This is a genomic window from Fodinibius salinus, assembly GCF_008124865.1.
Taxonomy (GTDB): domain Bacteria; phylum Bacteroidota; class Rhodothermia; order Balneolales; family Balneolaceae; genus Fodinibius; species Fodinibius salinus.
Genome location: NZ_VNHY01000002.1, coordinates 798,479 through 821,882 on the forward strand (window position 1 = coordinate 798,479; position 23,404 = coordinate 821,882).

The following is a 23,404-nucleotide window of genomic DNA, read 5'->3' on the forward strand; positions in this document are numbered from 1 at the left end:
CAATCAGCTAAAGAATTTATAAGATGAAAAATAAAAAAGAAGTCTCGGTCTTTGTATGATCCAAATAAAATTCAGAAAATATCGTATAGACCATTTGATATTAGGTTTAATTATTATGACAAAACAGTACAAAGAAGGGCAAGCTTTGCTACTTCAAAACATTTATTAAATGAAAATCTTGGATTGGTATTTGAGAGACAATGTGTAATAGGTGAATTCACTAATATTTTTATAAGTAATAAATTAATTGATGCTCATATTTTAGGTACAGCCCATGCAAGAGGATATTCAGCCCCCTCTACATCTATCCGGAATCTAACGCCCAGCAAACACTTAAGGGAAAGCCTGAGCGAAAGCCCAACTTGGATTCCGAAATAGTACAGGAGATTGCCAGTAATTTAGGTCTTACTTTTACCCCTGAGAAAGAAGATACCGAAGGCACCTTTGCCCCCATTGATCTATTGGATTATATCTATACCGTACTGCATTCTCCCACCTACCGAGAAAAGTATAAAGAATTTCTAAAAATTGATTTTCCACGGGTTCCTTATCCTACTGATTCCGAAACATTCTGGCAGCTGGTTGAGCTTGGAGGGAAACTAAGAAATATTCATCTGCTGGAGCCCCCAATAGTAGATGACTTTATTACCACCTATCCTGTAGAAGGCGGTAACGAGATTACTAAGCGCCTTACTAAAACCAAGCCGGGCTTTATTCCTTACACCGAAGAAGATGATGGGCCAATGGTAAGTGATAAAGATTCACGTTATCCCGGGGAAGAGTTAGGAAGAATTCAGATTAATAAAGAACAATACTTTGGTAAGGTTCCCAAGAAAGCTTGGAACTTCTACATAGGCGGTTACCAGCCAGCCGAGAAATGGCTTAAAGATCGGCGTGACAGAGAGCTAAGCTTCGAGGAAATTCAGCACTACCAAAAGATTATTGTAGCCCTAATGGAGACCGATCGCATCATGCAAGAGATCGATAAGATAGATATAGAGGGTTGACTTTGTACCTCGAAAAGCCAAGTTTTTAGTGATATTAGTACTAACTATTTCTCACTTGACTGAAATATTCTCTTAATCCTTTTTTTTGTTCTTTTGTAAGGGACTCACTTTCATACTTCTTTATTTGATCATCTCTGACTTCCAGCTCGTTATTTTTGGTAATGATACCTGTAATTAGAGTAGGACCAATTTTATAAAACGTTTTTTCATGGTTGATCTGAAAAGGAGAGCGTCGAATAACTTCAAGGAGATTTGGCACCTTCTTTTTAAAGTTATAATTGCTGGAAATTGCAATATCATCTACGTATCGTGTGTACAAAAGCCCAATTTGCTCACACTTTGAAATAATTTGTTCGTCATACTTAGAAAAAACTAGGTTGGCTAGATATGGACTAGTGGGCGTTCCTTGTGGGAGACTATATTTGTAAGTAGTCAGCCTAGTAAGTAAATGACTCACATCATGAGAAAAATCATAGCGCAAAAAGGCTTCATACACTAAGTCATGATCAACAGAAGGATAATACTTCTTTAGGTCAGTACATAAGAAATATTTCTTCCCTTTATGTTCTTTTGCATTAGTGATATTGCTTTTTCCCTTTATACCTCCCTGGATATTCTCTGGGAAGTCAATCTTCTGCAGCAGTACTGTCTGTATTCTATTTTGAATATGCTTTAATAATCCAGTACTTGGATGTAAAGTCCTGAATACTTTCTCTCCATTTTTACAACGAGGATTTCCGTCTTCATCCCTTTTTAATTCCTTATCCTCATAGTAGTATTTGTCAATTTGCTTTGAAACTTTTCTTAGTTTCTTGAGATCTATTCCGAGAAGAAATGCTAATCTCTTAGGACTTTGTACCATCAAGAAATAACAATGGAAATTAGTTATTATAAAGAAAAGGAAGGGTTCGGTACTCCATTGATCAACTGATTAAGCGAATATTTCAAAAAGCTCAAGGTAGACTGGAATTCGGGGAAGTAGCCGCTTTAACGCGGTGAAACTCCGTCTTTTAAAAGTTCCAGCTTGCTCATCCTCAAGCCTAATTTTCGCTCTTATTAGTATTTCAATTTCTGATACCGTAAGGGTATCACGGTTCCTTTTTATTATTGATTGCAGCTTATTTACAAGCTTTTTGCGATTAATTAAATCTGAATTCATAAATATTCAGGATTTAATTAGGATTGTTAAGACAGCACTTTGCTGCCTGCCCAACCAGCAAGCGCTATCCTACGTCGTAATACCCTAATTAAACCCTTCCTATTTGTAGAGAACCTGTCCAGAGTAAAATGTGGACGAAAAGTTCCCGTATTGATATGGAAAACGAGGGATACCTCAAAAAGGGCCCCAAGAACTCGTGCCACACCAAAGGGGCGGTATGTGAGACCGCTACCGAACTTAATCGGCTTCATTGAGCTGATAACGCTTGTTACGCAAATCCATCAATAAGGCAAAGAACAATTTAATATAAAGTAGTATCCTTTTGTTTATCAAATTAAGATCTATTAACTTTAAAGCCCATAAAGCAATTGGGAAGAATAGCAATATGGAGAGTGTGTAGAATGTGGTTCGACTGGAAATTTACAGTTTGACCATGTGATTCCAGTCTCAAAAGGTGGTAGAAATTCTTTTAAAAAGTGTTTGCTAGGACTGTAAACTAAAAAAGAGCTGAAAGAAAGATTTGTACACAGGCAAAAATACTGGAAAAGGCTTCTTGATTATGCTTCTGAGAAAACTAATCTGCACTCAAATATTTCCCCAGGAAAATATAGTTGGGTAGGAACCTCGTCAGGAGTAGTCAGACTTAGTTATAACTACATCATAAAAAAGCATGAAGCCCGAGTTGAACTATACATTGACAAAGGGAAAAAGGCCCATGAGGAGAATGAAAGAATATATAACGAACTACTAGATCAAAAAGAGAAAATTCAAGAAGCTTTTGGGAGCCAGCTATCTTGGGAGAAATTAGAAAGTGAGAGAGCCTGTAGAATCGCCAAGTATATTAAAACAGGCGGTTATTCGGATGAAGAAAAATGGGATAATATTATTGAGGAAACAGTGGATATAGTATGATCAAACTTGAAAAGCTCTAAGAGATCCAATAGAAAACCTAAAATTAACTTAAACGAAACAAGTGACTAAGAAATAAAATGAGGAAAGTAAAAGCTCTTCTATCCGTTGTATTTATATTAGCATTCATAAATATTAGTCATGCTTATGAAACTCTATCAGTAATATCTGATCCTTATGAGGAGACACTTTGTGTCAAGTATGAAACAGAAACTGGATGGTCGCAAGGCTATACCGTAGACGTCACAGTTATTGAAGGTAGTACTCTAAACGAGAAGACTGGAACTTATGATTACAATGGCTATTCTACTTATGCCGTAATTTTCTGGGACAATGACCAGGCTACTATTGTCGAACTTAATTATTTTACCGGTAGTTTTTCTTCAACAGGTACAACTGGGGAAGATCAGAGAGGGAGAGAATGGAAACTGGCCAAAACTTCACTTTGCTACTAACAAAGATAATTCTAGTAGTTTATCTCAGCTTATTATTGCCTATTAGAAAATTAAGTTGCATTGTAGCCCGAAATAAACGGTTTTAATTTTCAGGCTAGGTAGTTTCTGGCTAATAGGCCAATATTAGGTTTTTATATTTTTTAGAAGGGTACTATTTGGGGAAACCGTTTACATATTTCAGTACCCATCCCTTATATTAACTTTGTATTATTTAGGATCAATGTTAAGCAATACTATAATAAATACGCGCCGATATGGGACCCATTTATTAATTGTCTCCCCATGGTACACCCGCCCCGGTATCTACTAGCAAGAGCCATACCATGGCATTGATTCCATAATACAGGTGCTTAGCGGCAAAATATAAAATGAGGTTATACTCTTATAATACTGTAAACTTATTCTTTGCGATCAATAGCAAAACCTGATATTTCAACTCCCTGGACATTTAATGTGCCATTTCTTCGAGTAGTGGGGGTAACATCAAAACGAGTAATTGCATCTGCTCCCATATCTTTAGCTACTTGATAAATTTCATTTATAGCTTTTTCAACATTTATCTCTTCAGGGTAGAATTCTTCAACTGTTCTATATCCCTTTCCCTCAGTTCTTCGTACTCTCCTCTCCATCTTTCTAACAGCAGGCCATTGAGTAACTGTAATTAATCCTATAGACTGATAATCTTCGAGATATTGTTCTGGAGTAATTAAAAATCCCTTACTGGTATATTTTGAAAAGTCATATCCAGTTACATTTATGACTTCATCTCTTGCTACTGTTTCAGGTCCAGCACATGAAGTAACAATAAAACAGATTAATGCTAATAGAATTGCATATCTCATTTGTTTGATGATTTATTTAACTATTCTTAATGATTTTGCAAGGTTGTAAAACATAGGGAGATTTAAAAAGTAAATCTTTCCTTTAAGAATAGCTGTTTAATTGAGAGTGAAAGGAGGGCTGATGCTCAAAATAGTGATAGAAATAATGTAAAAAACTACAGGGGTAAAATGTTTTTTGTTGTCCCTATGTTGTCCCGAGTAATATTTTTTCTCTAAAAGATGGGTATATCTTTAAAACAAAAAGCCCGTAACTCTTTGTGAGTTAAGGGCTTAGTAGAGAGTACGCCTGAGAGGATTCGAACCCCTAGCCTCCTGATCCGTAATCAGGTGCTCTATCCAGTTGAGCTACAGGCGCAATTCAATAAGAGGCCAAAGATACGACTATTACTAAAATGAGGCAAGCGGGAATTGTGTCCGATTTATACCCTCATATTTCCGCTGTAGAATAAGAGGACAACTGTTTGAACGAATAGTGTTGATCAATATATCCATTGCGAGCAATAGTTGTGCCGTGTTTATGTCCCATCCTCTGGTTTATGTTGGTAGCGGGGAGTTCATAGACGGGATGTTGTTTTGTGTTCATAATGTCCGACAGATAGAATTTAGTATCGATATCATTGATGAAACATCCATATTGCAGTCCGTAAAGGGGCAATTTACAGTTGAAGAATGCTGAAATATTCATCATCATGAGCCCAGAATCATTTCGACTGAACCAAAATTTTTGAGATTCCTTTTTAGGTTAAAAAGTAGAAGCAAAGTCAACGATAACCAATATACGTGATGTCATATCAAGATAACTTTACTACGGCTGAAGAAGCTGTTAAACTGATACAATCCGGAGATCGAGTGTTTATTCATAGTGTTGCCGCCGCTCCACAACCGCTCATTAATGCGATGACCCAGCGGGCACCGGAACTCGAAGATGTGGAGATCGTGCACCTGCATACCGAGGGAGAGGCACCTTACGTCAAGCCGGAATACAGCGACACATTTCACACCAATGCACTGTTTGTAGGTGCCAACGTGCGTAAGGCGGTTAATCAGGGCAGTGCCGATTACCTTCCGATATTTCTTAGTGAGGTGCCCGGTCTTTTTCGGCAGGGCATTATGCCGATTGATATGGCACTTGTTCAGGTTTCCCCGCCAGATAAACACGGCTACTGCTCGCTGGGTGTTTCGGTTGACGCCACACGTGCAGCTCTGCAGGAGGCGGAAAAGGCCATTGCGCTGGTGAATCCCAATATGCCGAGAACCCACGGGGATGGCATCTTCCACGCCAGCCGATTTAATGCGCTCGTTGAGACTGATGAGCCGCTGCATGAGCTCACCATTCCCGAGCCCAATGACATTGAAAAAAAGATCGGCCAGCATTGTGCCGAGCTGGTAGATGACGGGGCCACTCTGCAGATGGGGATTGGAGCGATCCCCAATGCGGTGCTGGATTCCCTCGACGGTCATAAGGATCTGGGTATCCACACGGAGATGTTTTCTGATGGAGTGATTGACTTGGTGGAAAAAGGCGTCATAACGAACAAAAAGAAAGCCAAACATCCCGAAAAAATTGTCGCCGGATTTGTGATGGGCAGTCGCCGCCTCTATGATTTTGTGGATGACAATCCAATGCTTGCCATGCTCGATATCGCTTATGTCAACGACACGGCGGTGATTCGTAAAAATCCCAAAGTAACGGCTATTAACAGTGCTGTGGAAGTCGATATCACGGGACAGGTTTGTGCCGACTCAATTGGAACCTATCATTACTCGGGCGTAGGTGGACAGATGGATTTCATTCGCGGAGCGTCGCTCAGTGAAGGTGGCAAGCCAATTATTGCGCTGCCCTCAACCACTGGCAAAGGGGAAAGTAAAATAGTGCCGCATCTGAAGCAGGGTGCAGGAGTTGTCACCACCCGCGCACATGTCCATTATGTGGTCACAGAATATGGCATCGCAAATCTGTACGGCAAGAATCTCCGTGAGCGAGCGCATGCATTGATTGAGATTGCTCATCCTGACCACAGAGAGGGATTGGAAAAAACCGTTAAAGAACGATTCCATCACTTTTAATTGTGTGTCACAAAAAAATCAGTGATTTGATGTTTATACCCATTCGGATGAATCAAACATGCTGTGTGCAAAGATTTAATGCAATAACGTAGCGTTGTTACTTTTTGTGGTCGGTGCCGTCAGTAGATATGTTCGGGTTGGCAGTTCTGTCTCAGCATCTGCAGTACCTGCTTGAAATCGTCGGGCAGGGCAGAGTCAAACTCCATCATTTTTCCCGTTGTAGGGTGTTCAAATCCCAGCGTTTTGGCGTGCAGGCACTGCCGCTGCAGTAACTTGAACAAGTTGTTAAACATTTGTCGCCGGCTGCCGGTATTGGTACCATAGCGTACGGAATCCCCACCGTATTTCGGGTCCCCGAAGACCCAGAGGTTGTTATCCGCAAGGTGTACACGAATTTGGTGTGTTCGCCCCGTTTCAAGAGTAAGTTCCAGCAGTGTCAGATGATCAAAATATTCAAGTACCTTATAATGTGTAGTTGCTGATTTACCGTTGCCGTCTGGGAGTACTGCCATCTTTTTTCGGTTGTTGGGGCTGCGCCCGATATTGCCGGTGATGGTACCCTCTTTTTCATCAGGTGTTCCCCATACAATGGCCCAATACGTGCGTTCAATATCCTTGGTTTGAAAATAGCTGCTGAGCGTGCGATGGGTCGCATCATTTTTAGCAACCACCAGCAATCCGCTAGTATCCTTATCAAGTCGGTGCACAATACCGGGACGAATCATATCCGAATCAGGATCCGAAAGCTTATCGGTATGCCACATCAGTGCGTTGACGAGCGTGCCCGACCAGTTGCCCGGCGCGGGATGGACGACCATATCGACACTTTTGTTGATGACAAGCAGATCCTCGTCTTCATATACAATATCTAGCGGAATGTCCTCGGCCTTTGCTTCCGGCGGCTTGGGGATCGGCAAATTAACGTCAATAACATCGCCGACTTCAATATTGTAAGATGATTTTCGGGATTCACCGTTAACGGTAATAAGTTCTTTTTCGATAGCTTTTTGAATCTTGGTACGTGAGGTATCGTCAATAGCGGCGGCCAGGTATTTATCGAGCCGGGTGCCGGAGTTTTCATCCTCAGGAACTTCCAGATGGTATTCTTTGAACTTCTCGGCTTGTTGGGATCCCATGGGTGAGCTTAAAATGAAAGATTTATGTAATGAAATGTTAAAGTACAAAATTTCTGGATTTTTTTTGTAAGGATTGCCTTCCACAATGGTCTTACTAGTGACTGATCATTAAGATAGACACCTTGAGGACATAACGAATTAAGCTCCCGCGACAGCGGGGGCTTTTTTCTTTTAAGAGGTATTTTAATATCGGGGAATCGAGAACATTGTTGAGCTGGTCTTGTAAATCTTATTTAAAAAAAGCCGAATCGTACTTCTTCTTTCTATATTCTTGTAATACATTCGATTGGTGTTATTCCGTGTTCTATTTTTTGTATTTTAGGATCCAATTAAAGTTCGGCGGTTATGATACAATCCCTTTACATAAAAGATTTTGCACTGATCGATGAACTGGAGGTCTCTTTTCAGGAGGGGCTCAACATCCTGACAGGTCAGACTGGCGCGGGGAAATCCATTATTATCGGCGCCCTAAATATGATTTTAGGCGAACGGGCCGATACCAATGTGATTCGTCAAGGTGCAGATAAAGCGATCGCTGAGGCCATTATCGAAACCGGTGAAAATGAGGAGATCCGGCAGATCCTGGAAGAAAATGCGGTAACGATGCGATCGGAAATGATTTTACGGCGCGAAATTCGCTCATCCGGAAGCCGTGGATTTATCAATGATACGCCGGTGACCATTTCGGTGCTCCGGCAAGTAGGCAATTACTTGGTGGACCTGCACGGTCAGCATGATCACCAGATGTTGCTGAAGGAGGAGAACCATCGGTCGGTGATTGATGGTTTTGCGGATGTTCAGCCGGCTTTGGAAGCCTACAAAAAGTCATATCATCAGATGGTAGAGCTTCGCAAAGAGCTGCGATCACTGCGAGAGCGGGAAGAAGAGCTAGAGGAAAAGGTAGAGCTGTATCGTTTTCAGGTGAAAGAGCTTGAAGACGCTGACCTGGATCCCAATGAAGAAGAGGAGCTCGAAGAAGAAATGCATCTGCTGGATAATGCCGAAGAGCTGGATCAAAAAGCAGCAGCGATAGCAGAGATAGGAGCGGCTGATGATGTAAATGTGATGGAACTGCTGAATCAAATTAAGCTACACCTGGAGGATCTTGCCCGCATTGAGCCTGATTTTGAGGGATATCGCGAAGAAATTTCATCAGCACGTATTAGTATCCAGGAAACGATACAATTTGCGGAACGGTATCGGAGTAAGATTGAGTTTAATCCCAATCGGTTAGAGGAGCTTCGACAGCGTCAAAATAAGTTGAACAGCCTCCAAAAAAAGTATCACCGTAGCATCCCCGAGCTGATAGATTATCTGCATGAAATTAAGAAAGAACTGAGCCTGGCTGAGAATTTTGATCTGGAAATCGAGCAGCAGGAAGAAAAAATTAAGGATCAGGCCGATGAGCTTTCAAAGAAGGCAAAAGATTTGCACCAGGCCAGGGAAAAAGTGGGGCAGGCATTGTCTAAACAAATTGAGAATGAGCTCAACAATTTAGGTATTGCGCACGCTGATTTTGAGGTGCGTGTGGACTGGATGATTGCATCCGAAGAGCAGGGGTGGGTAACCGTTGACGGTCAGCCAGTGAGTTGTACCGAGCACGGTTGCGATGAAATTCGACTTTATATTTCTACGAATAAAGGTGAAGAGCCCAAACCATTGGCCAAGATTGCTTCCGGCGGAGAAATCAGTCGCGTGATGTTGGCCCTAAAATCTATTATTGCCCGCGAGCAGAGTTTGCCAGTGATGGTTTTCGATGAGATTGATACCGGCATCAGCGGTGAGGTATCAGAAAAGGTGGGCCGCACGATGCGACGGTTGTCTGATCGGTGCCAGATTGTGGCTATTACGCATCAGCCGCAGATTGCCAGCCAGGCCCATAAGCATTATAAAGTGAAGAAAGTGGAACGGGATAATCGAACGGTCTCACAAATTATTCCATTAAGTGAAAATGAGCATGTAACCGAAGTGGCTACGCTGATGAGCGGTGAGGATATTACGGATGCCGCTTTGGAAAGTGCAAAAGAACTAATTAATAAAAATACTTTTTCAAATTAATTTATCCATGTCTCCCTGAACTTGTTTCAGCGTCTAAGCGGTTATAGAATTAATGGCAAGAGATTTTGAAACGAGTTCAGGATAACATCATCTTAACAATTTCTATTATGGGAAAACATCACTCTGATCGATTTGTAACGCTTGTTGACGATGCCAAGACCCGCATTGAAGAAATAAATCCCGAGGAAGTGAAGCAGAAATTTGATGCCGGCGACGATTTTGTTCTGGTGGATGTACGTGAGCAGGATGAATGGGGGAAGTCCCATATCGCCGGAGCAGAATACTTGGGGAGGGGTATTATTGAACGGGATATTGAGGAAGAATATCCCGATGTAGATCAAGAGATCATATTGTATTGCGGCGGCGGCTATCGATCGGCATTGGCGGCCGACAACCTGCAAAAAATGGGTTATAATAACGTTAAATCTCTGGCTGGTGGATTCCGTTCCTGGATCGAAGCCGGACTACCGATCAACAAATAAAAACGGGATTGAATGCGGTGATATTCAATCCCGTGAGCCGATAATAGAAAAGGATACAGGCTGCTGAGGTGAAATTACTTAATTTTTAATAGTCTCCGCCTCCACCTCCCCCGCCACCACCGCCTCCGCCGGTGGAAGGATTCCCGGTTACAACAGTATGGTTATGGCTTTCTTGATTCACCCAAACCACTTTGGTATTGGGAGTAACAGAAAGTTGTTGAGGCTGAAATTGGTTATTACTCATCAATACGGTATCCGGATCTGTACTATTAGCACTGGAGGTAACGGTAATTTTACCTTGCATATCCGGTTTATGAAGCTCGCAATAATATTCTACTTCCCCTTCATTTTCGAATGTATAGCTGTATGTGCCATTTGGACTGATAGTCCCACTGTCAAAAGTGACCGAGGGATCATTTTCGCTGTCGGTGGAATTACTACATCCCCCTACAACAATTAGCAGCGCAACAACTGTGAATGCTAACAAACTGTGCTGATGGGTATCAATAGTCATGATGTGGGTTGTTTATTGGAATTGATTGCCTATATAGTATTGCCTATACAGCATTTTGATGCCTGGGGTTGCCTGTGGAGGGAGATAAAATTTTTGAGGATGTTGCTAGAGAAACTTCTCGAAAGGAAAAGATTGGGGATTGGCTTTTTAATCCATCAGGATTTCAGCTGGATGGGAAGCTGTTCGGCCGGTGCCATCCATAATTTGATGGCGACAAGAGAATCCAGGTGCGCAGATAGTAGTATCTTCCGGCAGATTGTGAAGAGCTGGGAACAGACGCAATTTGCCTATATCCATTGATACGTCATAATGATCTTCTTCATAGCCAAAGCTGCCTGCCATGCCACAGCAGCCAGTGTCAAGAACAATAGGTTGGAACCCGGCTCGTGTCAGTAACTTTTTTATGGCCGAATTCCCGATCAGTGATTTGGTATGGCAGTGTCCATGGATATATACTTTTTCTTTTTTGGGGGATGATGAAGGCTGATTGTTTTTATTGAGGATCTCGGCAGCAAACTCTTCAAACGTAAAGCTGTGGTCGGCTACAAACTGGGCTTGTTCTAGCTGATCGTCGTCACAGAGATCAATATACTCATCCCGCAGCGTAAGAATTTCAGAAGGTTCTAGTCCGATAATAGGCAGCCCACGATCAGCAAAAGAAGTAAGCTTTGGCAAATTTTGGTTGAGAATATTTTTGGCGTGCGTGAGCATACCTTTTGAGATTTGCGGGCGGCCTACTTCATGAAAATCAGGTACCGTAACCTTATATCCATAAAATTCTAAAAACTGAACTGCCGCTTTACCAATATGTGGTTCATGATAATTAGTAAAAATATCGATGAGCAGCACGACCTCTTCTCCGGCAGCTGGATTTGTTGTGGGACGAGTGTTAAACCAATCCATAAAGGTTTCTTCGGCAAACTGCGGTAGGTTACGGCGTTTGTCGATCCCCAAAAATTGCTGCAGTAATTCTTTAACGACTGGCTGTTTTATTATCCAGTTGGACAGATTGGGAAACAGGTTGGCCAGAGGATACAATTTTGCGGCTTGAGCGAAAAATCGTTCACCCAGTGAAATGCCGTGTTTGTTGTGCCAGCCTTGAGTGAATTCGGCTTTCATTCGTGCCATATCCACATTGGCAGGACATTCGCTTTTACAGGCTTTGCAACTTAGGCAAAGGTCCAGTGCATCCTTCAGCTCTTCGGATTGGAAAGCCTCTTGTTGTTTGCCTGAAAAAAGTTGTCGAAATAGATTTGCACGTCCCCGGGTAGAGTCCTTTTCCTCTTTGGTAGCCATATAGCTGGGACACATGGTACCACCGCTGTCGGAAAGCTTGCGGCATACCCCCGCGCCATTGCAAAGCTCCAATGCGTTGCCAAAACTATCTTCCTTGCGCCAGTTGAACTGGGTGTCTATCTCAGGTTTTTGATAGGAGGGGGAATACCGCAGGTCTTCTTCTAATGGTTTGGGACTGGTAATTTTCCCGTAGTTGAAAATACCGTGCGTATCCCAAATTTGTTTTACTCTTTTGAGCAGTGGCATCATTTCGGAACCGAGCACTTTCTCAATATAAGGTGCCCGTGCCCGCCCGTCGCCGTGCTCTCCCGAAAGTGACCCGCAATAGCTGCAAACCAGTTCTGCAATCTCACCGGCCATTGTTTTCATCTTCTGGATACCCTCGGGTTGCTGAAGATCAATCTGGGGACGAAGGTGTAGTTCTCCTACTGAGGCGTGAGCATAGAATACGCAGTTGGTATCATGCCGATCTAAAATTTGTTGAAAGTCGTCGATGTAGTCGGGAAGGTCGGACACGCGGACAGCGGTATCTTCACAAAACGAGGGTGTTCGTCCTTCAGAACCGAGTCCCATGAGTAAGCCGAGTCCTGCCTTTCTGAGGTTCCAGACCCGCTCTTTCTTTTTATCATCTGTGATAATGGGAGCTGAATTACTTAGTGATTGTTCTTGTAAATGACGGGCCATTTTTTGGGCCTTGCGAATCAGCTTCTGCTGATCATTGCCGTCAAATTGGATGATTAAAATACAGTGTGGTTCTCCATCCAAAAAGAAACGATTTTTGCGCTGCTCAATATTATCTTTAGTGGCATTCAGGATAATGTGATCAACAAGCTCGGCTGCAGCGGGATCCATTTTAACGACTTCGGAAGTGGCTTCCAGCGCTTTGCGGATGGAGGAGAAGTGGGGCACCACAATGACGGATTCGGGATCCTGAGGAACGAGATTTACTTTAGCTGATGTGGTCATGGCTAGTGTACCTTCACTGCCGCAGAGTAGCTCAGCCATGTTAAATTTTCTTCCATCGGGCACAAAGGGTTGCATCTCACATAGGCGGTCAAGGGCATAGCCGGTATTACGGCGGATGATATCGGGATGTGGATAATGCTCGAGGATTTGGTCTCGATTTTCGCGAATCAAAGAAATGATTTCGCGATAGATATAACCTTCGAGCGTGTCAAGTTTTTGTTTTTTTGCTAGCTCCTGTTGTGTCAGTGGTTTAAAAGTGGCGCGAGAGCCGTCGCTCAGCACGGCGTCAATTTCGAGGATATGTTCCCGTGTGGTTTTATGCTTGATGGAGAAAATGCCGCAAGAATTGTTGCCAATCATCCCACCCAGCATGCAGCGATTGGTGGTGGCTGTATCAGGTCCAAACTCGAGGTTGTACTGATCAGTTTCACGGTTTAATGAATCCCGAATAACACCCGGTTGCACCTGCGCCCACTGTTGTTCGCTATTAATTTGTTGGATACTGTTCATGTGCCGTCCCACATCTATGACGATGCCTTCACCGGTTGTTTGACCTGCCAGGCTGGTACCGGCTCCCCGTGGAGTAATGGATTCCCCCTCTTTTTGAGCCTGCTTGACGATAGCAACAATATCTTGTGTGGAAGAGGGAAAGGCTACGCCTTTTGGGAGTTCTTCGTAACTGGAGGCATCATTGGCATACAGCCGGCGTGTTTGGTCATCTGTGTGGATCTTGGGCGATACATCAGTGTTATCCATAGAAACGAGGTTAGCAATATTTTATCCCCATTGCAATCTCAATAAGGAAACTACCCCTGAAGTAGTTGCAAAGAGATAAGATCTTTCGCGGAATTTTGTAAATGCTTTGTTTTTCCGGTATTAAACTACAAAGCAAATGCTTGTTCTGCCCGTTCTAAAATCTCGTCACCTATAGCCAGCCCGGCTGTGGCAGCAGGACTTGGGGCATTGAGCACGTGGATCTCATTTTTGGTCGTTTCATAGTGAAAATCGTCCAGAATCTCACCGTTCGGCTTTAATGCCATGGCTCGTACGCCTGAGGGTGATTTTTTGAGATGCTTGGGACGAATGGCAGGAATCAAATCTTGTAATCCTTTGACAAAAGCTTTTTTGGAGAATGAACGATACCACTCGTCGAGCCCCATCTTCCAGTGCTCTTGCGCTAGCTTTTGAAAGCCGGGAAAGTTGAGCGTTTCTATGGTTTCGTTCAGATTAAAGGAAAGTTTTTCATAGCCCTCACGTTCAAAAGCAAAGACAGCATTGGGACCGCATTCGATAGCACCGCTGACCATTTTGGTAAAGTGGACCCCCAAAAAGGGAAAAGCCGGATTGGGCATGGGGTAAATTAAGCCGTTCACGAAATGTTCGGCTTCGGGTTTAAGCTCAAAGTACTCACCCCGAAAAGGTACAATTTGAATATCCGGAAATACTCCTGCTGTTTCGGCTACATGATCACTATACAGGCCTGCACAGTTAATCAAATATCGGCTTGAAAATGAGCTTTTATCGGTAGTAACGGAAAGGTCTTTTTGTGAATTATCTATTTTTTTGACCTCTTGTCCACATGTTACGGCATTTCCTTTTTCTTCGATAAGCGACCGTAGTTTTTTACAAACACCCACGTAGTCAACAATGCCGGAGCAGGGCACGTGAATACCTTTTACACTGTTCGTTACATAGGGTTCAATTTCAGTAACTTCCTGTGGACTGATTTTTTTGATACCTTCAATGTCATTTATTTTGCCGGTCTCAAAAATATTGTCCAGGCGGGGGATGTCATCTTCTTCGGTAGCCACAATAACCTTTCCACATATTTCATGATCTACATCGTATTGCCGGCAAAAATCAACCAGCTGATGGCGACCTTCCACACAGTTTTTAGCGCGGTAGCTGTTGGGCTCGTAGTAGATACCTGAGTGGATGACTCCCGAATTGTTACCCGTTTGGTGAGCTGCTACTTCATCCTCTTTTTCGAGGACGAGGATATCCAAGTCGGGGAATGATTCGGATAATTTATAGGCCGTAGATAGCCCGACAATGCCGGCACCAACGATGATGAAATCGTATGTCATGTAGAAAAGATTCTGTTCATCCCTAAAATTAGTCGCTCAAAATACAAAAACACAGGATAGGGATAAATTAAAAAAGCTATTGCTTGTTAGTTATTGTGCTATTTCAAAAGGCCAGAGAATTTGTTCTAATGGATAGAAGAGATTTTTTGTATTTTTAAACGGTAACTTTTGACTTAATTTATTCAACAGATATGTACAAAAATAATTTTTCAAGATTATTAGTAGTATTATTATTTAGTTCTCTTTTGGGATGTAATTCTTCTGACGAATCTGCAAAAAAGAATTCATCTAACTCTAAGACAGCTACCGAATACGTTAAGACGGCTTCCTTTACTGATCTGCAGGGTAATAGTGTATCTTTCTCAGATTTTAAAGGTAAGGTAGTGTTAATAGATTTCTGGGAAACTTGGTGTAAACCTTGTATTGCAAGCTTCCCTACGATGCAAGAGTTGCAGGAAGAGTACCCTAATAAGTTTCAAATCTTAGCGGTAACACCCGGCTTTACGGATACTCGTGAAGATGCTCGTTCTTTTGCTGAAAACCACGACTATGATTTTAATTTCCTGATAGATTCAAACAATTTACATCAAAAACTGGGTGTGCGAGGCATTCCACATAAAGTGTTTGTAGATACCGCCGGAAAGGTAATTAAACAATCCGTAGGAACTTCAGGCGCCGAAGAAGATTATAAAAAGGTTAAAAAAATTATTGAGAAACATACGGATTCGACAGGAGAGGAAAGTGAGACATGAAAAGTAGCTTTGCGTCTCTCGTTTTACAGTTCAGGTAGTTGATTGAACGAAAGCGGATAAAATCGTATTTTAGAAGACTAAGAAATTTAAACCTAGAATAATATTTTCATGGCACAGAAGGTAAAAGAAAAACTTCCTTATAAAGTTAAAGATATTGGTCTGGCAGAGTTTGGCCGCAAAGAGATTCGTTTGGCTGAGGCCGAAATGCCTGGGCTGATGGCACTTCGTGAAGAATATGCCGATGAGCAGCCGCTAGAGGGCGCACGTATCGCAGGCTGCCTACACATGACGATTCAAACAGCAGTACTTATTGAAACGCTTGTTGAGTTGGGAGCCGAAGTACAGTGGTCATCCTGCAATATTTTCTCAACGCAAGATCACGCTGCAGCAGCTATTGCCGATCAGGACATTCCGGTGTATGCCTGGAAAGGAATGAACGAAGAGGAATTCTGGTGGTGCATCGAGCAGACGCTGTTTTTTGAAGATGGTGAGCCACTAAACATGATTCTGGATGACGGTGGAGACCTTACGAAATTGGTACACGAAGATTATCCTGAATTACTTGACGGTATCAATGGAATTTCTGAGGAGACAACGACCGGCGTTAATCGTCTTTATAAGATGGCAAAAAATGACACGCTCGGATCACCAGCCATCAACGTGAATGATTCTGTTACCAAGTCGAAATTTGATAACAAGTACGGCTGCCGCGAGTCTTGTGTGGATGCGGTTAAGCGTGCCACCGATATTATGCTTGCTGGAAAAGTTGCCGTTGTTGCTGGGTACGGAGATGTCGGTAAAGGGTCTGCTGCTTCACTGCGCGGTGGCGGAGCTCGTGTTATCGTTACTGAAATCGATCCTATTTGTGCACTGCAGGCCGCGATGGAAGGCTACGAAGTGATGAAAATGGAGGATGCCATTCCCAAAGCTGATATCGTAATTACGGCTACCGGTAATAAGGACATTATTACTGAGGAGCACTTCAAGAAGATGAATGACAAGACGATTGTCGGTAACATTGGTCATTTCGATAATGAGATTGATGTAGCTTGGCTCAAAGAAAATGCTGAGCGCGACAATATTAAGCCGCAGGTTGATCTTTTCAAGATGGATAACGGCAAAGAAGTGATATTGCTTTCTGAAGGTCGTCTGATGAATCTTGGAAACGCAACGGGACATCCATCTTTTGTGATGTCGAATAGCTTTACCAATCAAACACTGGCGCAAATTGCACTCTGGAATCGTCCGGAAGATTTTGATCTGGAAGTGAGTGTGTTGCCTAAAGACCTGGATGAGAAAGTTGCTCGTCTACATCTCAAGAAAATTGGCGTAGAACTCGAAGAACTTAGTGATGACCAGGCTGAATACATCGACGTTCCCAAAGAGGGACCCTATAAGCCGGATCATTATCGATATTAATCTGAGATAAAAAGGAATAAAGAAAAGCCTCTATCTGAGTAGGATAGAGGCTTTCTTATTTAAAAGAAGTTTCAGAAATTTGGATCAGACTACTGAATACAATTAGTAACTGTTCAGTTTGGTAGAAGCATCATTTCCAAAATCTTGCAGTGTACTTCGATACATCAACTCACCATCAGTACTGGAGGTTTCGTACTTTAAAACGCTGCCGGGGATGGCCTTATCTTTAGCCTTCCAGATGTTCAGGGATATCTCTGGGGCAACACCGTATTTAAGAAGATTGGCCATAAATGTTCCTTTTGGGATGATAACTTCAACATTTTGTTTGCTGAGGGCACCTTCTTGTGATTCTTTAGTAAGCTCAGTAGGAGAGGTGTACCATCCTTTTGAAACAGGTTTTTCCTGGGCTTCGTTATCTCCTATTTTTTCACGGTAGCGGACGATTGAATCTCTATTTTTAGCAAATAAGACTTCGGCAATATAGTTGCTGCCTTCATCATTGACATCCTTTATTTCTATCTGCCACCATTGCTGACCATTGTCCAATTCTTTGAGAAAGGCTTTAGACATAATCATCGTATCCTCATTTTCACCGGTATTAATCGCCCACGATGTCCATTGCCCTGCTTGATAGTCATTTATCTCTAATCCGTATCCATAGCTGCTAAACATATAGTTAAACATCAGTGGATAGAGATTGGCTGATCCAAAGGTAATGCCTGTAAATTCAATAGGGTCGGCCAGCCGTGCCGTAATTGTGTCACCGCGATCGGTTGGCATGGTAACGATAAAGTTATTAGGCATGTGGTTATCAGCAAGTACGGTTATGGAGTGGATACCCACACTGCCGAAACGGACATTCGCTTTGCCATTGGCATCGGTAGTTGTCTGGCGTCCGTTGGAGGCTTCAATTTGTGCACCACTAATCGGGTTATCATTCTGATCGACAACCTTAATATTAACTGAGTTGACCGGTACCTTATTTAAGAGTCGTGTTTCGGATGTACAGCTTAAGTTCAAGGATGCAAGAAGCACAGTTGTAACGAGCAGTATCGCTTTACAAGTAAAATAGTTTGACGTTTTCATACCGATAGATGATTTAAGAATTAGGGTGATTACATAGTTATATGCGTATTTGTTTATAAAAAGGGGTCATGTTGAGGTATCTGCTTTAGATAAAAGAGAAATTAACTGTATTTTAATCCTCGTTAATTTTGCATAGCAAAGCACTATTTATGAGTGACAAAACAAAAGAAATTAGTATCACTGTAGAACTGGATGATAACGATGTCCCTGAAAAGATAGACTGGAATGCTACGGATAAAGCAGGAGAAGGTATTGCAAATTGCAAAGCAATGCTGCTATCAATGTGGGATCCTAAAAAGAAAGACACCCTGCGCCTGGATTTGTGGACCAAGGAAATGACCAAGGAGGAAATGAAGATCTTTTTCCACCAGACGCTGGTAACCATGGCCGATACGCTTCAAAACGCAACTGAAGAAGAGGCTATGGCTGAGGACATGCGCGATTTTACATCCTACTTTGCTGAAAAAATGGAAATTATGGAGTAGACAATTGGCAGTTTGCAGTGGACAGGGGGGGGGCTGCCCAACGGATTGTTATTAACTGTAAAGAATAGAGCCAAATGTTACGGCACTGTCACGCTCTTGTTGATCCCACAGATCGTAGCTTAGTACGCTGCCCCTGAGATCTGGCATACTTTGCAAAAAGGTATAGAGCGGCGGAAAGCCACAAATACGATAGCTGTCCATGTTGGATTGCATCAGATTCAGCATTTCTTCTTTTTTATTTGCTGAACCATAGTCCAGGAATTGTTCATCAAAACCTTCGACTTCATCAAACATGGTGGAAGCTGCCGACTGATCTCCAAACTTTTTACCGAAATGAGCAAGGTCTCCGCTGATCAAAAAGAAGGTGTCACCATCGTTACCAAACTCTTGATTAAGTAAGGTGGAAAAATTATTGAGTTGTTTACCAAGATGACCGTCCTCCATATAGTAAAGATCGTCAAGTCCGCGCGTAAGAAAGGGGACAATACTAAAATCGTGGTCCCACAAATAACTCAGGAACAGTAGGTGTAGTTCAATACTGTGTTCCATACGATGAGCTCGGTCGTGTGTTGTTATGCCAAATTTTTGCCCACTGTCTCTCAGTTTGTTGATTGACTTTTGGTCTCGTTTGACGGATCCCAGAGGTAATTCAAAATCCTTGTCCACCAAGATAAAGGGCTCTTCTTTATAGTGCTCAGGATAAAGTCCGGCATAGTGTGATGTTGCCAGGATTACTACGCGTTTGGGGTTCAAATTTCTGATGGGCGCGAACGCCTTTACATAGCTGTCGAGAGCTACCCGCGGATCAATATGCGGTGCATAAAGCGCCTTGGCATTCTCAATAGGATCAATTCTTTGTTCAGAAAAAGCTTGATCCAAATAGTCTGTAAGTTGTTCCGGATCAGCAGGATAGGAGGCACCGGCAGTTACCGATTCATGTACAGAAGAATGTTCATAGTTAGTTTCGATTTCTTTGGCATGATGCTCCAAATGGTCGGAGGCAAGCAGCCGATTTTTGTCCAGAAATTGAATAAAATCCAGCAGATCTTCTTTGGTTACATCATCTCCCAGATAGGATTCCAGATCTTCAATACTTTGTTGTCCGTCGATCAGATTAAGCAGTGTGCCCACTTGTTGCTGCAGCGCCAGGTCGGGCGTGGCATAGCCGCGCTCATCATGAAAGTACAGGTACGAACTACCGTTCTCTTGAATGGGAATAACCTGCAGGTCTCGGCGTAGCGTTGGGATGGGATCAGAAATCGAATTAAAAATGGAATTAGTACTCATACTACTCGGCGGCTTGTCTCATTTCTTGGCATTCACAGTGGATACCGTATTGTTCACAAAGAGGATGATCGGGCGGTTCGGAAATGCGTGCCTTACAGGCATTACGTCCGTGATGAATCATTAGGTGTGAAAGATCAGTCCAGGTATCGCGCGGGAACAATGCCATTAAATCTCGTTCAATCTTGTCGGTATTTTTTTCGTGTTCGGTAAGCCCGTATCTATTAGAAAATCGGCGGACATGCGTATCCACTACAACTCCCACATTGATATTAAAAGCATTACCGAGTACTACATTTGCCGTCTTGCGAGCGACGCCATAAAGTTCTAGCAGAGCATCCATGTTTTGGGGAACTTGCCCGTCGTGTTTTTCAACAATTGTTTGTGATGATCGCTTAAGTGCTTTTGATTTATTGCGATAAAATCCGGTGGATCGAACCAGCTCATGGAGTTCTTCATCAGGTGCTTCTGCCATTAGTTCGGGCGTGGGATAGGCTTCAAAAAGGTCGGGTGTTGTTTTGTTAACGCGAACATCCGTGCATTGGGCACTCAAAATAGTAGCACAGAGCAATTCGAATGGATTGCGATGATCTAATGCACAATGTGGGTTGGGATAGTGCTTGTAGAGCTCATCCAAAATTTTTTGTGCCCGCTCTTTTTGTTTCTCTGTTTTTTCAGGCAGTTTTGGGAGATCTTCGTATTGCTTGGTTTTAGGCATTATTGTTGCTTAGTGTTCTAAATTTAAAACGTACATTCAGGTAGATTTCCAGGGGGTATTTTTCCTACCTTTTGTTTCATTAAATAAATGAAAGCAATCCAAATGTCTCTACCAAAAGAGAAGGCAAAAAAAATGATTTCCAGCCCTTATGCATGGCTGGTGCTGGGACTGTTGACACTTATTTATATTTCCAGCTTTGTGGATCGTCAAATTATTGCTGTATTGGCACCGCAGATTCAGCAAGAGTTGTCACTTACCAACTTTCAAGTGGGACTGATGTATGGCACCTCCTTTTCTATTATCTATGCTATTTGTGGTATCCCCATGGGGCGGCTGGCAGATATTTACTCCCGAAAAATAATGATTGTTGCCGGGCTGCTCATTTGGAGTCTGATGACCTTCATCAGTGGATTTGCCAGTTCCCTAACATTCTTAATTACGGCCCGATTTTTTGTGGGAATTAGTGAATCGGCCTTAAGTCCGGCGGTGTATTCGCTGCTTTCGGATTATTTTCGTCCCGACCAGCGGGCCACGGTCTTTTCTATTTATGCGGCCGGCATTTTTGTAGGGATTGGCGTAGCTTTTCTGGGAGGGGGATCTATTGCACAGGCCTACAACTGGCGAACGGCGCTGATGGCAGTAGGTGTACCGGGATTGTTTATTGCTGGTATTGCATGGTTTGTGATCCGGGAACTTCCACGTGGCATTACGCAAGAAAATCAACGGTTTGATACCAAAGCTAGTTTTACTGAGGTGGTGTCGTATATCCTTAAGAAGAAAACGGTGCGTTATCACTTTCTGGGATTTTCGTTCTTGGCCTTTACCGGTTATACAATCCTCGGGTTTATAGGTATTGTGCTTACCGATATTCATGATGCCGGTTCACTGGTGCCGCAGTACGGTTGGTTTATGATGGCTACAGGACTCAGCGTGATGGCATCTGGCAAAGCCGCGGATTGGCTGGCTCAACAATGGGATGCTTCGTACCGTTTTGTGATGGGGATGGTGGCCGGACTTTTTTGTTTGCCGTTTTATTACCTTGGATTATTTGCCGAATCAGCAACTGCTGCTTTAATTCTAATCGGATTAGCAAACGTAATTTCATCATCCTACAACGGAATTGCGGCCGCCATTTTGCAATATCTGGTAAAACCGAATATGCGGGCGCTGGCCGGGGGGTTGTATTTATTTGTTATCAGCGTAGTGGGATTTGGGGTCGGACCGCCGTTTACCGGCTGGCTGATGGATACGATATTTACAGGTAGTTACGGTGCAGCTAAAGCGCTAATGCTGGTCTTTACGTGCTGCGGCATTCTGGGTAGCATCTGCTTTTGGAGGGCTATGCAAACATATGAGCAAGAGGTGGAAGATGATTAGATAAACTAAGGTTCAAATACCCCTTCGTGTTTTGAGTTTAGTATTTAACTTATGAAGTGATTTAACTATATGAAGTGAGTAGAGTCTTGTGAGGGTCCGTGAGAAGAAACAGTTCTTTGGGCGTAATAAATGCATCGTTCTTAAATCTGACTATAGAAGAAGTCCCAAATAATTTCTGAGGCATTAAAGTCTTGACTTATATTGCCTACCAAAAATCTGGAGCGATATTTAACACTCCCGGGCCACGTGTGGCCACCGTTTTTTACCACAACGCTTATGACCTTTGATTTGGTTTGGCAATCCTCATAGCGTTTGATGACGGTTGAAGTTTTATCATTACTGGTATCTGGGATGGCTTTGTCTGTGAACTTAGAACTACAGTTGTTAAGGGATAAAAATTTGTCAATTGCATAATTATGGCTTACAATTTTTCTCTTTTCTTTTTGTACGCCGTTGAAATTCGTGATAGGGTCGCTCGTACCTTGAATGAGCATAAAGGGCTTAGGGGTATCTAAGCTGCAATTGTCGATTACGTTCTTGACGGCAGTACTTGCAACGGCTGAAATAGCCTTGATATTACTACTTTCGCATCCCAGGCGTACAGACATGGTTCCTCCATTCGATAAGCCGGTCGCAAATACACCATTTTTATCAATGGAGTATTGAGTTTTTAAAGTATCAACAAGGCTTTCAATAAATTTTATGTCATTAATTGTTGAGTCTGCATTGGCTCTGCCATCATTCCAAAATTTACCTGTAGAGGCAGGGTAAACAGTTATGAATTCAGTAGATGATTTCTGTGTGTGAAAGTTGGTTATTTGCTCCATTGCCTCCGGGCTCCCTCGACCTCCGTGAAGTACAAATACTATCGGTAGTGTTGAAAGCTCTTCTTGATTATGAGGAATATGCAAAATGTATTCCCGAACGTTGCCATCCACTTTAATTGATTGAGAAAGCCGTTCCGTATCCTTAGTCATGGGTTTGGCACTATCCTCATTGCCGCAAGAAATCAGGAATAGAAATAACAAAGGGAAAAGAAGAAATCGGTAGATGAAATAAGAGGAAGGTTGCAAATCTAATCGGCGGCTTTTGCGATTTTTATAACACATTATTTAGTTGATGCAATATCTAAATTTACTACTGGCAATCTTGTTAAAAGATATGTTCCCATCTTGAAATATTTAAAGAATTACATACGATGAAATTTAATAAACTTTTGATTTTTGCTATCAGGGTTCAATGTCCATCGATTGTTACTACGGTAAAACATTTAAGTTGATGGTAGATTTAATAATATGTTGGATG

General features: G+C 42.5%; 21 protein-coding genes, 1 tRNA gene and 2 pseudogenes. 12 read left to right on the forward strand and 12 right to left on the reverse strand.

Features of this window, described 5'->3' with window-relative positions:
* Positions 1 to 51: 51 nt before the first annotated feature.
* Positions 52 to 1,007: pseudogene (locus tag LX73_RS08445) on the forward strand (type ISP restriction/modification enzyme).
* 40 nt (positions 1,008 to 1,047) lie between these two features.
* On the opposite strand, the gene LX73_RS08450 reads toward LX73_RS08445, so the two are convergent.
* Positions 1,048 to 1,869: a reverse transcriptase family protein gene (locus LX73_RS08450; RefSeq protein WP_246138214.1), complete on the reverse strand. Its 822-nt coding sequence runs from the start codon at positions 1,867 to 1,869 to the stop codon at positions 1,048 to 1,050.
* Positions 1,870 to 2,294: 425 nt separating this feature from the next.
* On the opposite strand from LX73_RS08450, the gene LX73_RS13180 reads away from it, so the two are divergent.
* The 4 genes and pseudogenes from LX73_RS13180 (at position 2,295) to LX73_RS08465 (ending at position 3,530) form a co-directional block, all read left to right on the forward strand.
* Complete coding sequence (locus LX73_RS13180) at positions 2,295 to 2,420, forward strand: hypothetical protein (RefSeq protein WP_281289667.1); 126 nt, start codon at positions 2,295 to 2,297, stop codon at positions 2,418 to 2,420.
* A 151-nt stretch (positions 2,421 to 2,571) separates the two neighbouring features.
* A pseudogene (locus tag LX73_RS13265) lies at positions 2,572 to 2,661 on the forward strand (hypothetical protein); the annotation flags it as partial.
* A gap of 12 nt (positions 2,662 to 2,673) precedes the next feature.
* Positions 2,674 to 3,078: a DUF4268 domain-containing protein gene (locus tag LX73_RS13270; protein WP_148899198.1), complete on the forward strand. Its 405-nt coding sequence runs from the start codon at positions 2,674 to 2,676 to the stop codon at positions 3,076 to 3,078.
* Between the two features lie 77 nt (positions 3,079 to 3,155).
* Positions 3,156 to 3,530, forward strand: a complete 375-nt coding sequence (locus LX73_RS08465; RefSeq protein WP_148899033.1) for a hypothetical protein — start codon at positions 3,156 to 3,158, stop codon at positions 3,528 to 3,530.
* 398 nt (positions 3,531 to 3,928) lie between these two features.
* On the opposite strand, the gene LX73_RS08470 is transcribed toward LX73_RS08465, so the two are convergent.
* The 3 genes from LX73_RS08470 to LX73_RS12980 form a co-directional block, all read right to left on the reverse strand.
* On the reverse strand, positions 3,929 to 4,372 hold the full coding sequence (locus LX73_RS08470; RefSeq protein WP_148899034.1) for a hypothetical protein: 444 nt from the start codon (positions 4,370 to 4,372) through the stop codon (positions 3,929 to 3,931).
* A gap of 281 nt (positions 4,373 to 4,653) precedes the next feature.
* Positions 4,654 to 4,727: transfer RNA gene (locus tag LX73_RS08475), tRNA-Arg, on the reverse strand.
* A 72-nt stretch (positions 4,728 to 4,799) separates the two neighbouring features.
* On the reverse strand, positions 4,800 to 4,955 hold the full coding sequence (locus tag LX73_RS12980; RefSeq protein WP_170245634.1) for a hypothetical protein: 156 nt from the start codon (positions 4,953 to 4,955) through the stop codon (positions 4,800 to 4,802).
* Positions 4,956 to 5,155: 200 nt separating this feature from the next.
* Between LX73_RS12980 and LX73_RS08480 the strand changes: the two genes are divergently transcribed.
* Complete coding sequence (locus LX73_RS08480) at positions 5,156 to 6,439, forward strand: acetyl-CoA hydrolase/transferase family protein (RefSeq protein ID WP_148899035.1); 1,284 nt, start codon at positions 5,156 to 5,158, stop codon at positions 6,437 to 6,439.
* Between the two features lie 119 nt (positions 6,440 to 6,558).
* Here the strand turns inward: LX73_RS08480 and LX73_RS08485 are convergent, their stop codons facing one another.
* The gene (locus LX73_RS08485) at positions 6,559 to 7,575 is read right to left on the reverse strand and encodes an RluA family pseudouridine synthase (RefSeq protein ID WP_148899036.1); all 1,017 of its coding nucleotides are present in this window, start codon (positions 7,573 to 7,575) and stop codon (positions 6,559 to 6,561) included.
* Between the two features lie 345 nt (positions 7,576 to 7,920).
* Between LX73_RS08485 and recN the strand changes: the two genes are divergently transcribed.
* Positions 7,921 to 9,633 (forward strand): DNA repair protein RecN, encoded by a 1,713-nt coding sequence (gene recN / locus LX73_RS08490; RefSeq protein WP_148899037.1) that lies wholly within the window; start codon positions 7,921 to 7,923, stop codon positions 9,631 to 9,633.
* A gap of 107 nt (positions 9,634 to 9,740) precedes the next feature.
* Positions 9,741 to 10,115 (forward strand): rhodanese-like domain-containing protein, encoded by a 375-nt coding sequence (locus tag LX73_RS08495; protein ID WP_148899199.1) that lies wholly within the window; start codon positions 9,741 to 9,743, stop codon positions 10,113 to 10,115.
* An 85-nt stretch (positions 10,116 to 10,200) separates the two neighbouring features.
* Here LX73_RS08495 and LX73_RS08500 read toward each other — a convergent pair whose 3' ends face one another.
* The 3 genes from LX73_RS08500 to lhgO all read right to left on the reverse strand — a co-directional run bounded on the left by LX73_RS08500 (position 10,201) and on the right by lhgO (position 14,978).
* Complete coding sequence (locus tag LX73_RS08500; protein ID WP_148899038.1) at positions 10,201 to 10,629, reverse strand: cupredoxin domain-containing protein; 429 nt, start codon at positions 10,627 to 10,629, stop codon at positions 10,201 to 10,203.
* 147 nt (positions 10,630 to 10,776) lie between these two features.
* On the reverse strand, positions 10,777 to 13,647 hold the full coding sequence (locus LX73_RS08505) for an FAD-binding and (Fe-S)-binding domain-containing protein (protein WP_148899039.1): 2,871 nt from the start codon (positions 13,645 to 13,647) through the stop codon (positions 10,777 to 10,779).
* Between the two features lie 125 nt (positions 13,648 to 13,772).
* Positions 13,773 to 14,978: an L-2-hydroxyglutarate oxidase gene (gene lhgO / locus LX73_RS08510; RefSeq protein WP_148899040.1), complete on the reverse strand. Its 1,206-nt coding sequence runs from the start codon at positions 14,976 to 14,978 to the stop codon at positions 13,773 to 13,775.
* Positions 14,979 to 15,169: 191 nt separating this feature from the next.
* On the opposite strand from lhgO, the gene LX73_RS08515 reads away from it, so the two are divergent.
* Both LX73_RS08515 and ahcY read left to right on the forward strand, forming a co-directional pair.
* On the forward strand, positions 15,170 to 15,730 hold the full coding sequence (locus LX73_RS08515; RefSeq protein ID WP_148899041.1) for a TlpA family protein disulfide reductase: 561 nt from the start codon (positions 15,170 to 15,172) through the stop codon (positions 15,728 to 15,730).
* A 108-nt stretch (positions 15,731 to 15,838) separates the two neighbouring features.
* Positions 15,839 to 17,149 (forward strand): adenosylhomocysteinase, encoded by a 1,311-nt coding sequence (ahcY, locus tag LX73_RS08520; RefSeq protein WP_148899042.1) that lies wholly within the window; start codon positions 15,839 to 15,841, stop codon positions 17,147 to 17,149.
* Between the two features lie 102 nt (positions 17,150 to 17,251).
* Here ahcY and LX73_RS08525 read toward each other — a convergent pair whose 3' ends face one another.
* On the reverse strand, positions 17,252 to 18,235 hold the full coding sequence (locus LX73_RS08525) for a carboxypeptidase-like regulatory domain-containing protein (RefSeq protein ID WP_148899043.1): 984 nt from the start codon (positions 18,233 to 18,235) through the stop codon (positions 17,252 to 17,254).
* A gap of 149 nt (positions 18,236 to 18,384) precedes the next feature.
* Here LX73_RS08525 and gldC point away from each other — a divergent pair, with 149 nt between their 5' ends.
* Complete coding sequence (gldC, locus tag LX73_RS08530; RefSeq protein ID WP_148899044.1) at positions 18,385 to 18,720, forward strand: gliding motility protein GldC; 336 nt, start codon at positions 18,385 to 18,387, stop codon at positions 18,718 to 18,720.
* 51 nt (positions 18,721 to 18,771) lie between these two features.
* Here gldC and amrB read toward each other — a convergent pair whose 3' ends face one another.
* Complete coding sequence (gene amrB, locus LX73_RS08535; protein WP_148899045.1) at positions 18,772 to 20,007, reverse strand: AmmeMemoRadiSam system protein B; 1,236 nt, start codon at positions 20,005 to 20,007, stop codon at positions 18,772 to 18,774.
* Position 20,008: 1 nt separating this feature from the next.
* The gene (gene nth / locus LX73_RS08540; protein WP_148899046.1) at positions 20,009 to 20,722 is read right to left on the reverse strand and encodes an endonuclease III; all 714 of its coding nucleotides are present in this window, start codon (positions 20,720 to 20,722) and stop codon (positions 20,009 to 20,011) included.
* Between the two features lie 102 nt (positions 20,723 to 20,824).
* Here nth and LX73_RS08545 point away from each other — a divergent pair, with 102 nt between their 5' ends.
* Positions 20,825 to 22,099: a spinster family MFS transporter gene (locus LX73_RS08545; RefSeq protein ID WP_148899047.1), complete on the forward strand. Its 1,275-nt coding sequence runs from the start codon at positions 20,825 to 20,827 to the stop codon at positions 22,097 to 22,099.
* Positions 22,100 to 22,239: 140 nt separating this feature from the next.
* On the opposite strand, the gene LX73_RS08550 is transcribed toward LX73_RS08545, so the two are convergent.
* Entirely contained in the window at positions 22,240 to 23,208 is a 969-nt protein-coding gene (locus LX73_RS08550) for a CE1 family esterase (RefSeq protein WP_148899048.1), read from the reverse strand.
* Between the last annotated feature and the right edge of the window lie 196 nt (positions 23,209 to 23,404).